Here is a 13,240-nt window from a genome sequence, read left to right on the forward strand (position 1 = left end):
ACCCGTCTGCCGCTTTACTAGGGAGTTGCCTCCCGTTCTCGCTCGACTTGCATGTGTTAGGCACGCCGCAAGCGTTCGTTCTGAGCCAGGATCAAACTCTCCGTAATTACTTCTTAAAACTTTGAAACTCTCAGGTTGACTCCGGTTGATCCCTCCCATCAACCTGCTCCTATGTCAAAGAACAAATTTTATTTAAAATGAGAACATTACCAATGTATTATCTGTTTATAATTTTTGTCAACAGTTTCTATCAACTTTATGGAATAAAAAACAAGAAAATTAAAACCCTACTTTTGATAGCTACTATTGAACCATTTGGAGGGTTTTTTCCCAATGAGGAGAAGAATATAACCCTGCAAAAAAATGCTTAATTTCTCCTGTTTATCCTTTGATAAAAAGGATAAAAAATGGTAAAGTAAAAGAGAAATGTTTCCTCCTTTAATTCAATGCATGTTACAACCGGAGTTTTATTTTCATCCGGTCGTTGAACCCATTCAACTGATTCAAACGCATATCTCCTATGTGTTATTAACGGGGGAGTATGCCTATAAAATCAAGAAACCTGTTAATTTTGGCTTTCTAGATTTTTCAACTTTGGAGCAACGCCGACATTTTTGTCAGGAGGAACTGAGGTTGAATCGACGATTGTCTCCTCAGCTTTATCTGGCGGTTTTGCCCATTGCCGCAGTTCCCCACCAACATCCCGTTCCATTCCGTTTGCTCCCAACTCTGGAATCTTCCATGGCAGATATTGTAGAATATACGGTACAAATGCGCCAATTTTCCCAGGACGCTTTATTTAGCCGTATGTTGGCGAAGGGAAAGCTGTCAGCCGACCATATGCGAGCTTTGGGAGAATGTGTAGCCTCCTTCCATCTTTCTGCACGTACCGATGAGGAAGTTGGGCGATTTGGCTCTCCAGAGATGATTCGTGCCGTTGTGGAAGAGAACTATACGGCTCTGATTCCTTACCTGGATCGTATCCAGACTTCAAGTCAATTTCAACAAACCCGGGCTTTTATGGATCGATTTCTCGGTGAGCATGTAGATTGGTTCCGTCAACGCCAGGAACAGGGGAAAATTCGAGAGTGCCATGGAGACCTACATTTGAATAATGTTTGTCTCTATGAAGACCAGATCCAGATTTTTGATTGTATTGAGTTCAATGAGAAATTCCGTAACATCGATGGGATGTATGAAATTGCCTTTATGGTGATGGATCTAGATTTTCAAGGTCGCAGGGATCTGGCCAATGTCTTTCTCAATACTTATTTAGAACATACCGGAGACTACTGGGGAGCCGTACTATTACCGTTCTATTGCAGTTTGCGGGCTTCTATTCGGGCTGAGGTTTCCTCATTTTTACTGGACGATCCGGACATTCCTCCTGAAGAAAAGGAGCAGGCTCAACGGCGTGCGGCAGCTTACTGTAAATTAGCCTGGTCCTACACCCAACCTCGACCGGGTTCCCTGGTTTTGATGTCCGGTCTCTCTGGTTCAGGTAAAACCACGGTAGCCCGTTGGTTAGCTCAGAAAACCGGAGCCATCCACCTTCGCTCCGATGCCATTCGTAAACACATAGCCGGAATTCCCCTTTATGAAAAGGGAACGGCTTCAGGAGAATATGAAACCGGCATATATACGCCGGAAATGACCCGCCAAACCTATGCCCGTATGTTGGAATTGGGTATTTTTCTGGCCCGACAGGGATTAACGGTTGTACTGGATGCGAAGTATGATCGTCAAGAATATAGATCTGCGGTCATCAGCCAGGCTAAAACTTACGGAATTCCCCTCAGGATTTTTTATTGTACGGCTCCTTTGGGAGTACTTCGTCAGCGCCTTCAGGCTCGTACTCAAGACATTTCTGAAGCTAAAGCTTCCCTGCTGGCCTACCAACAAAGGATGGCAGAACCCTTTACGGAGTTCGAACAGGCCTATGTGAGCATCCTGGATACCTCTCAAGACTGGGAGAAACAACTCCTGGAAATTATCCGGGACTGGATCAACCCTGAAAGCTATTCTCCACGGTAGATGGGTTTCCTCTTTTCATTAAAAGCGGTTAATCCTTCTTGCCAATCCTTACTGGCATAGAGGCTATATTGAATTTGTCTTTCCAGGATAAAACCCGTCTGTATATCGGCTTCACATCCTGTATTGATAGCCAGTTTAGCGCCTCGAATGGCCAGAGGGGCATTTCCTTTAATAACCTGAGCCAGTTCCAAAACTTCTTTCCTGAGTAAATCTTGCGGAACCACTTTATTAACCAACCCGATACGTTCTGCCTCGGCAGCACTTATGCGTCGTCCTGTAAAGATAAGCTCCTTTGCTCGGGTCTTTCCGATAAGTCTGGGAAGCCGTTGGGTCCCTCCACCGGCTGGAATGATGCCCAGGGTGGTTTCAGGTAAACCCATCTGAGCCTGTTCGGAGGCGATCCGCAGATCGCAGGCCAGACAGACTTCTAAGCCTCCGGCGAGGGCATAACCGTTTATGGCAGCGATAACCGGAATAGGCAGATTCTCTAACTCAAAGGCTATTCCAAATATCTTTCGGTTATGCTGTTTCACCTGATCCAGGGTCATGGTTTTTCGTTCTTGAAGATCCGCACCGGCTGAGAATGCTTTGTCTCCGGCTCCGGTAATGATCAAGACCCGAGCCGTGGAATCGTTCTTGAGGGATTCCAGTACTTCTAAGACTTCTGTGCAGAGATTCATGCTCAGGGCATTCATTTTGGTCGGGCGATTAAAGGTAAGGAGAATGATTCCGTCTTGATTTGCGATGAGGATATCTTTCGGCATGGGGTATGGGCTAGAGTTGGTCCTGGGAAGGCAGTGGGAGGGGAGCCGGGATCCAATAATCTCGGGATCTTCCCATCCCACTTTCCTACTGTCAATCCCAGACAAATTAGAGAATTTTCCTTAAAAACTGCCCGGTGTAGGATTTTTCAACCTTGGCTACCTCTTCTGGGGTTCCCGTGGCTATTACATATCCCCCTTCATCTCCCCCTTCCGGGCCAAGGTCGATAATATAGTCGGCACTTTTGATCACTTCCAGGTTGTGTTCGATAATTACTATGGTATTGCCGGCATCGGCCAGGCGATTGAGGACTCCCAGTAACTTCTTGATATCCTCAAAATGAAGACCCGTCGTAGGTTCGTCTAGAATATAAAGGGTACGGCCGGTATCCTGTCGGCTTAATTCCTTGGCAAGTTTGATACGCTGGGCTTCTCCCCCTGAGAGGGTGGTGGCCGGTTGCCCTAAGTGAATATAGTCCAATCCCACATCGTAGAGGGTCTGTAATTTTTTTCGAATTCCCGGGATATTCTCCAGAAAATCCAGGGCTTCGGCAACGGTCATATCCAGCACGTCGGCAATGGTCTTTCCTTTGTATTTGATCTCCAAAGTCTCCCGATTGTATCGCTGACCTTTACAAACCTCACAGGTTACATAGACATCGGGAAGGAAATGCATTTCGATTTTGATAACCCCATCTCCCTGACAGGCTTCGCATCGGCCTCCCTTGACGTTAAAACTAAACCGTCCCGGTTTATATCCCCGCATACGGGCCTCGGGAACTTGGGCGAAGAGTTCCCGAATCAGGCTGAAAGCTCCTGTGTAGGTCGCCGGATTCGATCGCGGCGTTCGGCCGATCGGACTCTGATCAATATCGATCACTTTGTTGATATACTCCCATCCTAAGATTTTGTCGTGTTCTCCTCCTCGTTCCTTGGTCCGGTAAAACCGATGGGCCAATTCTTTATACAAAATCTCTGTGATGAGGGTACTTTTCCCGGACCCAGAAACCCCGGTGATGCACGTTATAACCCCCAACGGAATTTCCACCGTTATATTTTTAAGATTATGCTCTCGAGCTCCGACGATGGTCAACCATTGTCCCTGAGGGGGGGTCTGCAGTTCAGGGTCCAGGGTCGGTTGCCCTTCCCTTCCTGCCTTCCGTCTTTTGCCTTTTATCTTTCCCTCGGGCTCTTGTCCATTACCCGTTCTGACCGGGCGCCTGGTTTTAGGAATGGGAATGGATAACTCTCCCTTGAGGTAACGACCCGTCAGAGAATTGGGATTGGCCATGATGTCTGCCGGGGTTCCGCAGGCTACCACATAGCCCCCCTGTTTACCCGCTCCGGGTCCAAGATCTATGACATAGTCCGCAGCCAGGATGGTTTCTTCGTCGTGTTCTACCACCAGGACCGTATTCCCTAATTCCTTTAAATCTTTTAAGGTTTCCAAAAGCTTTTGGTTATCTCGCTGGTGTAGTCCAATGCTCGGTTCGTCCAGGATATAGAGGACACCGACCAGGCCGGAGCCGATTTGAGTTGCCAGGCGAATGCGTTGACCCTCTCCCCCGGACAGGGTGGCCGACGGTCGATCCAGGGTCAGGTAGGCCAGGCCTACTTTCATAAGAAATCCCAATCGATTTCGAATTTCCTTCAGGATGGGCTCCGCAATTTTCATTTGCTGGGGCGTGAAGGATAATCTGGAAAGGGTATCCCATGCTTCTTTGATGGAAAGTCGGGTAAAGTCTGAAATAGCCATTCCGTTGATCTTGATGGAAAGGCTCTCTTTTTTTAGTCGGTTCCCTCCACAGGTAGTACACAGGCGCGTACTCATGTAGACTTCGATGCTTTCCCGAGAATAATCCGATGAAGTTTCTTTGTAGCGCCGCATCATCTCCCCGATGATTCCTTCGTATTTCGCCCGGTAAGAATACTTACGATGATCGCTCTGGTAGGTAAACAGAATTTCTTCCTCTCCGGAGCCGTAGAGGATCACTTGCTGAACCTGCTCGGGAAGATCCTGAAAAGGGGTGTCCAGGCTGAAATGGTAATGATGGGCCAGGGCGTCTAGCATTTGATACAAATAGGTCGAGCTGCTTCCTTCCCATGGGGCAATGGCTCCTTGCCGAAGGGATTTTGTTTTATCCGGTATCAGTAAATCCGGATCCAGTTCCATCTTGATCCCAAGACCATCGCAGTCCGGGCAGGCTCCATAGGGACTGTTAAAGGAAAACATACGGGGAGCCATCTCCGGATAACTGATTCCGCAGTCAATACAGGCCAGTTTTTCGCTAAAGAGCAGATCCTGACCTCCCAAGACGTTAACCAAGACAATTCCATCGGCCAGCTTCAAGGCCGTTTCCAGGGAATCTGCGGTCCGTTGTGCGATTCCTTCTCGGATAACCAGGCGATCTACCACTACCTCGATGTCATGCTTCTTGTTTTTGTCCAGCTCTATCTTCTCTTCCAGTTCTCGAATGGTCCCGTCTACCCGAACCCGAATATATCCTTCCTTTCGAAGAGTTTCAAAAATTTGACGATATTCTCCTTTTCGACCTCGAACTATAGGAGCCAGGATTTGGACCTTGGTTCCGGAAGGTAATTCCAGAATGCGATCTACCATCTGTTGAACCGTCTGGGAAGTAATCTCTCGCCCACATTGCCAGCAGTGAGGGGTACCTACTCTGGAAAAAAGCAGACGGAGATAATCGTAAATCTCTGTGGTGGTGGCAACGGTTGATCGAGGATTTTTGCTGACCGTCTTCTGCTCGATGGAGATGGCCGGGGATAATCCTTCGATGGATTCTACTTCAGGTTTTTCCATCTGTTCCAGGAATTGCCTGGCATAGGAGGAAAGGGACTCTACATACCGTCGTTGCCCTTCGGCATAGAGGGTATCGAAGGCTAAAGAAGATTTCCCGGAGCCGCTTAGCCCTGTAATGACCACCAACTTGTCCCGAGGTATCGTGAGGTCAATGTTTTTGAGATTATGCTCCCTGGCTCCTCGGATGATAATTTCCGTTGAAGACATAACATGGATAACCTTCCAGGTTTAATGTGGCTAAAACAACAGGAACTGTATCCTTGCAAGCCCTTCCAAGGGCCTGCAAGGACGGCTTTTACAGATCAAAGGTAACTTTACAAAGCAGTCGTTGAAGGAGATGGGGTTGATCCCGCGACCCATGGATAGGTTATCAACCCATCCCATCGGGCGGTGATCCCCGGATCTTGAACAACCCAGGGTATGGGTTAAGAAACCACCTTCTGAATCCGACCACTTCGTATACATCGTGTACAAACCCGAATACGTTTGTGGGTTCCGTTTATCTTGACCCTTACCCGTTGCAGATTCGGATTCCATCTTCGCTTGGTCACATTATGGGCATGGCTGATGGTATGACCGTAGGCGGGGCCTTTTCCACAAATTTCACACACACGCATAGTTTATTTTTCTCTGTTGCCGTTGCCCGTTGTTTGTAACCGGTATAGTTCTCACTAAACAACCCAAGTTTTTCCCAGAGGGCGGTAACAAACAACGGACCATAGATTAGTATTTAATGGTTACCGAAAACTGTCCACTGTTGCCTTTGTACCAGGCGTCATTGATTCCTAAATATAAGGTTCCCTCAACATTCATTTTGGCTTTGAATTTACTGCCAACGAAAAAAGGAGTACCGGTAACGCCGACCCGGGCAATCAAACCGGCGTGGGGTTTTGTATAAAGGGGATCTTCCTTATCTCGGGTATCCGTCCAGGAAGCTCCATCGGGGCCGCAAGAGTTCCCTTTATCATCATAAATGATTTTACCCGTGGCTGCAATAGAGATTTCTTGTCCTTTCTTAACGGTAATGCCGGTACTGGTCCAGGCCTGGTTACTGCGAATGAAGAGTTTTTGTTCCTTGATCTCAGGGGGTTGTGGGGTAGGGGTCGTACTGGCGATTCCTCGATGGGAAAACAAATTTTCGATCTGAGGAAGATGGGTTCCGTTGTAAAGCGCGGTATCCGCCTGACGGATTCCTTCATAAGCATCTTCAAATTTAGGGGTTTTGGGCAGGTAGTGAAGACTCTCATAAACGAGTAAATCGGCAACCCGTGCTCCCAATAACTCCCGTAAGTCCCAACAACTTGCACCCCATATTTCTCCATTCTCATGGGCATTTTCATCCCCTTCTTTATAATCATCTGGATACTTTTTGTTACTGGTGAGATCTCTGAAAGCTTTTAAGCCAAGCTTCTGGACGGCATACTCGCCGATGAGGGGATCATCGGTTATGGAGCAGGCAAAATAATCTGCATACCCTTCATGTAAAGCCGCTCCTTCAGCCCCTTCTATTTCGGGCCGAATATGTTCGATGAGGGAATGGGTATATTCATGATAAATAACCGCCGATTCTTTGGCCAGATCATTCATTTTTTTTCCATGCCCAAAGTAAATCTGATGGGTCTCAGGGCTAAAATAGGCATTATCATAATCGGGGTCCTTAGTCTCCGGGTCAGGTACATGAACGTTGGCTTGAATAGGATCGTCTGAGGCCTTAAAGCCTAAATTAGTAAAGTAAACATGGACTTTATCCACATGGAAGTAGGCCATAACTTCATCAAAATGGGGATTATCGGGTTCATAAATGAACTCCCCGTTTGTGGAGCGGGCTTCCTCACCCAGGGCATTCTCCACTTTGACAAAGGATCCTTGTAACTTCCCTGAATTGTCCAGACGATTCAGCTCAACAATCTGAACCTCACCGTGTTTGGGGCTGGAATTATAGATACTTCCTCGGGGTGCTTCAAACCGCATGGCATTATAACTGTCTATTACTTTCCCGTTCTCGGCATTGACGAAATAGACCCAATCACCCAGCGGTTTACTGGCAGGAAAGGTTACCTTATAGGCTTTCACATATTGGTTCTGTACCGGATAGATAATCATTTCGGCCGAAGCACTTCCCTTGAGGGTCGTATCCGGACCTAAATCCTGGATTGCTGCTTCAATGGCTTCTGCTTTGGTAATGGGACCTGCTCCTCGAACCCGCCGGGGTAAGCTAACCTTGGAAAGGTATTCTCCGTTGACCATCTGGACCCGGTTAAGATGGTCTAAATGGACGGAGACTTCCCCACCATGGACGGGCAATCCTTCGTAGGTCTGCTGAAAGCGAATATGGGTAGCCCCTTTACTCTCCACGCAGTCCTTCATCTTTAATTCACCCGGCTCATCGGCAAGGCCCAAAAGTTCGCGATTTTGGGATAAGAACCTCTCTGCAGCTTCTGTAGGTGATCCCGCTAAGGACTCTGAAACCGGAGCCTTTAGTGAAGAAGGACCCCGTCGGGTTCTTTGGGCACTTTGAGCCTCCGTACCCCTTACCCAGCGGATCTTTAGCTTTCTGCCGGGAGATCCTTCGGTTCTTTTTGCCCGAACCCCGGTGCGTTTTTGTAGACCCGCGTCTTCCGATGTAGATAATTGCTTAATAGATCTTGGATTAGACGGCTTAAACATATCTCCCTCCACCCCGGAAAATGAGCCTGGAAAACCAGTTTATAAAGTCCTAAGATAGACTCCGGAAACTCTAAAGTCAAGAGTTTGAACCTCCCTTGTCCAGACTCAGGGGAGTTTCCGATCTTTGGTTCCAGACTCGTTTTGATGACTTCCTTTTGATGGATCTGATCCTTGAAATCATCCTGTTCTATAACTCTTACCCCACAATTAATATTAGTTTTTTATAATTTTCAATATAATTAATAAACGTTAATAAATTTTTCTAGAGAATTTAAAAATATCTCCCTAAAGGAAAGCAGTCATATCGGGCATTTCATCTTAATCCATAAGGGGGTAGGGAATTCCAGGAGAGGGATAAGTTTCTCGGGGTGGAGGCCCCCCAGCTTCTGGAGGAGATCAGCCTGAAAATAGGGTTATTCTACCCGGAAAGTTGTCGTGATAATCAGCCGTCGTTGTTCTTGTAAAAATTGGGTGAATTCTTCTGTAGATAAGGGTTTACTAAAAAAGTAGCCCTGGATCCCATCGCATCCCTGCGAGTGCAAAAAATCTACCTGTTCTTTTGTTTCGACTCCTTCGGCAATAACCTGAAGGCCGAGGCTGTGGGCCATCCGAATAATGGCCATGGCAATGGCGGCATCGTTGGAATTGGTGGTTATATTCCGTACAAAAGATTGATCGATTTTGAGGGCATTCACCGGCAGGCTTTTCAAATAGGTCAGGGAGGAATACCCCGTGCCGAAATCGTCAATGGCAATTCCTATTCCTAAGGCTTTTAATTCATTCAGGATAGTAGAGTTAGCCTCAAGAGTTTTTACCACAACACTTTCGGTAAGTTCCAGTTCTAAATAGTGGGGTTCAAGTCCAATTTTCTCTAGTTCTTCATGGATCATTTGAACCAGATTTTGTTGTTGCAGGGTTCGCCCTGAGAAATTCACGGCTACACAGAGAGGTATAAAACCCATCTTTTGCCAGGCCTTGTTTTGGGTGCAAGCCTTTTGCAGTACCCATTCTCCAATGGGAACAATCAGTCCCGTTTCTTCGGCCAGGGGGATAAACTTATCTGCAGGAATTACTCCTAACTCCGGATGTTGCCAGCGTATCAAGGCTTCCATTCCACCGATCTGACCGGTTTTGAGATCTACCCAGGGTTGGTAGTAAAGGACCAGTTCATTGTGTTTAAGGGCCTGGTACAGGTTATTTTCCAATGTTAAGTTATCGAAAATCCGGGTCTTAGTGGCTACATCATAGAATTGATAGGTATTACGTCCCTGTTCTTTGGCGTAATCCATAGCAGTTTCAGCACAGGTGACGAGGGTTTTTACCTCCTCGCTATGGATGGGATATAAACTAATTCCGATACTGGCTGTGATATGGAGCTGATAACCCTGCAGTGAAATGGGTTGTTTAATGGTTTGGAGAAGTTTTAAGGCGGCTGCAACGGCAACTTGCTTATGGGCAAGGTCCGGTAGAAGGATGGCAAATTCATCTCCTTGCAGGTGAAATACCAGATCACTTTCTTTCAAGGAGCTCTTCAGTCGCTCGGCGATCGTCTTGAGCAACAGATCGCCCGTATCGCGGCCTAGGGCATAGTTGATGTTTTTAAAGCGGTCCAGATTGATTACCAAAACTCCGATCAACCGTCCACTACGATTTGTCTGGATGATTTGGGCCAATCGCTCGTACAGGAGGAGTTGATTGGGCAGTCCGGTTAGACTGTGGTAATAGGTAGCCTGGTTAAGCTGTTGTTTGGTCCAATCCATAAAATGACTGAGTTGTTGTTCGGCCAGTTTAATTTCACCAATATAATGTTTGGCCACGGTGGTCTGCCTTTCCAGTCGGGTTTTAATCGCCGTGATCAGCTCCTCGGCGGTAAAGGGCTTGGTCAGATAATCATCTGCACCGATATTCATTCCCTGGCGTATATCTTCCCTGGACGCTTTGGCTGTTAAAAAAATGAACGGAATAAGGGCGGTCGTGGAATCTTTTCGTAATTCAGTGAGTACGCCATAGCCATCGAGTCCTGGCATCATCACATCGCAGATAATCAAGTCAGGGAGATACTTTCGGGCCAATTGGATCCCGGTCAAACCGTTTTCTGCCTCTAGGGTCTTAAAACCCTCAAAACCAAGGATGGTAATAATCTCCTCACGCACAGATTGCGTATCCTCAATGACAAGAATCCTTTTCATGGCTATTAATTCCTTTCATCGACCGGGATGGTAATAGTAAAGGTTGTACCAAGGCCTACTTTACTATCCACACGGATCGTCCCACCATGTAAATCGACGGCTTTTTTAATAATGGCCAGACCGAGTCCGGTACCGGAAATGTTCCCGACATTCTTAGCCCGGTGAAAGGGTTCAAATAACCGTTTTTGGTCTTCTTCAGGAATTCCGATACCTTGATCTTTGACCTGGAAGATAATCGCATCCTTTTCACCTGATACGGTGAAATAGATGGAACCCCCTGCGGGCGAATATTTAACTGCATTGGAGAGCAAGTTGGTGATAATATGTCGCATGAGTTTTTCATCCAGAAGGGCTTCTTCGTAGGGTACCTGATAAGAAAAGATAAATGCATGCCGGGTTTGGGTTGTTATTTCAACCTCATGGACAAGGTCCTGGCAGAATTTTCTCAGGTTCAGTGAGAGGGGATTGAATTCCAATTTCCCGGCTTCTCCTTTACCGAGGACGAGGATATCCTCCAACAGTCGGGTCATATGCTTGATTTCAGCTTGGATTTTATTCAAGCGTTCCATTTTTTGTTCGGGGGTCATTTTATCCCCGTAACGTTTGAGGATATCACTGGCGGCCAGAATAGAGGCCAAAGGGGTACGGAATTCATGGGAGGCCATGGAAACAAATCGGGATTTCAGTTCTCCAAGTTCTTTTTCTTTTTCAAGGGCTTCGTGGAGTTCCCGGGTTTTTTGCTCCAACTTTGCAGCAAAGGTTTTCAATTCTTCCTCTGCCTGCTTACGCTCGGTAATATCTTCGCAAATGGTAAAGATGGCAATGGGGTTTCCTAAAGCATCCCTGACTAAATCCGATACCAGTTGGACCGGGAAAATGCTCCCATCTTTTCGTACGTTAACCGTTTCGCGTCTCCAGTGTTTCCTCTGTTTTACCTGTTCCGGTCCCATGGGCTTCCAGAACTCAGAAGGGGCAAAGATTCTGGCGTTCTTACCTATCAGTTCTTCTACCGTATAACCGTGCATGGTTGCTTCGGCGGGATTTGTATAAAGAATTTTTCCCTCTGGATTGGTAATGGTAACCCCCAATTGGATGGTTTCAACTGCTTTTTCCAGGATCCGTAAGGCTTCTTCTATACGCTTGCGCTCTAAGATTTCAGCTCGTAACTCTTCATTAACTTTGGCAAGCTCGGTTGTACGTTCCTTAACCCTTATTTCCAAATTGTCATGGGCCTTTCTCAGTTCCTCTTCCACTCGCTTACGCTCGGCCAGGGTCGTCTCATGGAGCGTAATCAGATACTCATTTTGCTGATACATCTTTTCCTCGGCTTGTTTACGTTCGGTAATATCACGACAACTGGCGATAATCCCCGAGACTGCAGGATTCTTATTAGAGAGATTTCTCCCCATGGCTTCAAGTATCCGCCAGGACCCATTTTTGTGATGAAAACAAAATTCCCAGGAAATTGCATGATCCGAATCCTGGATTACCTGATGGAAAGCATCTTTAACACGGGCTATATCCTTAAAGTGAATGAAGTCAAAGACATTCCGCCCGATGACCTCTTCGGGTTTATACCCCAATACCCGCTCAATGGAAGGATTTACATAGAAGATCGTTTCGTCTTTATTTAAGACGATAACAATATCCAGGATACTTTCCATTAAGGTTCGAAAATATCCTTCACTTTGTCCTGCAGTCATCTGTTTGTTCCTGATTTCAAGATGATCCTTCGGGTAGGAGTAGGGGTGGGAGGCCTCCTACCCCTACTCCTACCCTATTCCTAAATTTTTTAGTTTATCCCTCCGTTTTAGTCCCACCACTATAGGGGAAGATTTTGACAAATGTCAAGTTTTTTGTTTTGATGATCCTCCGGGTTGGAGGCACTTCCTTGACAGAACTCCTCCTGGCATCTAAAATCTCTTCTAGAAAGTAGGTATTTGACTGTTTTACCGAGAAATTGTGAAGGCCCATGAGGAGATATGTTTCATTTTGTTCGCGGACTTACGTATGTCCTTCGGGGAGCTACGTTTATTAAAGCCCATCCTATCCTGCTAAAGTATGTTCTGATTCCCTTTATCATTAACGTCCTTGTGTTTAGCCTGGTAGGGTATTTAAGCTGGCATTATGGAGAGATTTTTCTCAATCAGATCACCCACCGGGGAGAAGCCTGGTACTGGTCTTTATTATTCTACCTGTCCCTGGGGTTATTGGGGTTGTTACTGATTTTGATCATTGTTTTTACTTTTACAATAGTCGGAACCCTTGTTGCAGCGCCTTTCAACGAAGTACTTTCAGAAAAAACCGAACAGATCCTTTTGGGGAGGATTAAAGATTTTGAGGAAAGGCGTGGGAATTTTTTTCCTGGTGTTTTTCATCGTCTTCGTCGCGTTTCATTAGATTTGATCGAGAATCTCAAAGAGATAACCTTTTTTGCTTTTGTGGGATTTGGTATGTTTTTTCTTAATTTTGTTCCCGGGCTTGGGACAGGATTAAATACCTTATGGATATGGATATTTCTGGCTTTCGAGTTTTTGAGCTATCCGTTGAGTCGTAGGCGTTACTCTTTCCGGCAGAAACTCAGGATTATCTGGGATTACAAGGAGCTGACCCTTGGATTCGGCCTGGGCGTTTTTCTGATTCTTCTGGTTCCTCTGCTCAATTTTATTTGTATTCCGATTTCTGTTGTGGGCGGAACCTTGCTTTATCTCCAGGAGATGGAAAAGACGGTAAAGGAGTAAGGGTGGGAGGCCTCCCACCCCTACTCA

At 46.4% G+C, this 13,240-nt stretch carries 8 protein-coding genes and 1 rRNA gene; 2 read left to right on the forward strand and 7 right to left on the reverse strand.

From position 1 onward, the window contains the following. Positions 1 to 107: ribosomal RNA gene (locus tag VNM22_13860) — 16S ribosomal RNA — on the reverse strand; the annotation flags it as partial. Positions 108 to 426: 319 nt separating this feature from the next. Between VNM22_13860 and VNM22_13865 the strand changes: the two genes are divergently transcribed. Beyond that, on the forward strand, positions 427 to 2,034 hold the full coding sequence (locus VNM22_13865) for an AAA family ATPase (protein ID HWP48245.1): 1,608 nt from the start codon (positions 427 to 429) through the stop codon (positions 2,032 to 2,034). Here the strand turns inward: VNM22_13865 and VNM22_13870 are convergent. From VNM22_13870 to VNM22_13895, 6 genes are all read right to left on the reverse strand, one after another. Beyond that, positions 2,019 to 2,798 (reverse strand): enoyl-CoA hydratase-related protein, encoded by a 780-nt coding sequence (locus tag VNM22_13870; protein HWP48246.1) that lies wholly within the window; start codon positions 2,796 to 2,798, stop codon positions 2,019 to 2,021. The two genes, VNM22_13865 and VNM22_13870, sit on opposite strands and share 16 nt — an antisense overlap. Positions 2,799 to 2,904: 106 nt before the next feature. Then, a complete protein-coding gene (gene uvrA / locus VNM22_13875; GenBank protein ID HWP48247.1) occupies positions 2,905 to 5,823 on the reverse strand; it encodes an excinuclease ABC subunit UvrA in 2,919 nt (972 codons plus the stop codon). A 218-nt stretch (positions 5,824 to 6,041) separates the two neighbouring features. Then, positions 6,042 to 6,233 carry a 50S ribosomal protein L28 gene (rpmB, locus tag VNM22_13880; GenBank protein ID HWP48248.1) on the reverse strand — a complete coding sequence of 64 codons (192 nt, stop codon included), beginning with the start codon at positions 6,231 to 6,233 and terminating at the stop codon, positions 6,042 to 6,044. Positions 6,234 to 6,339: 106 nt separating this feature from the next. Then, the gene (locus VNM22_13885; GenBank protein ID HWP48249.1) at positions 6,340 to 8,283 is read right to left on the reverse strand and encodes a LecA/PA-IL family lectin; all 1,944 of its coding nucleotides are present in this window, start codon (positions 8,281 to 8,283) and stop codon (positions 6,340 to 6,342) included. Positions 8,284 to 8,696: 413 nt separating this feature from the next. Then, positions 8,697 to 10,472: an EAL domain-containing protein gene (locus tag VNM22_13890; GenBank protein ID HWP48250.1), complete on the reverse strand. Its 1,776-nt coding sequence runs from the start codon at positions 10,470 to 10,472 to the stop codon at positions 8,697 to 8,699. Between the two features lie 5 nt (positions 10,473 to 10,477). Beyond that, positions 10,478 to 12,175 (reverse strand): PAS domain S-box protein, encoded by a 1,698-nt coding sequence (locus VNM22_13895; protein ID HWP48251.1) that lies wholly within the window; start codon positions 12,173 to 12,175, stop codon positions 10,478 to 10,480. Positions 12,176 to 12,454: 279 nt separating this feature from the next. Between VNM22_13895 and VNM22_13900 the strand changes: the two genes are divergently transcribed. Continuing rightward, positions 12,455 to 13,213 carry an EI24 domain-containing protein gene (locus tag VNM22_13900; GenBank protein ID HWP48252.1) on the forward strand — a complete coding sequence of 253 codons (759 nt, stop codon included), beginning with the start codon at positions 12,455 to 12,457 and terminating at the stop codon, positions 13,211 to 13,213. Positions 13,214 to 13,240: the final 27 nt, after the last annotated feature.

This window comes from Candidatus Limnocylindrales bacterium (assembly GCA_035559535.1).
Classification (GTDB): domain Bacteria; phylum Moduliflexota; class Moduliflexia; order Moduliflexales; family JAUQPW01; genus JAUQPW01.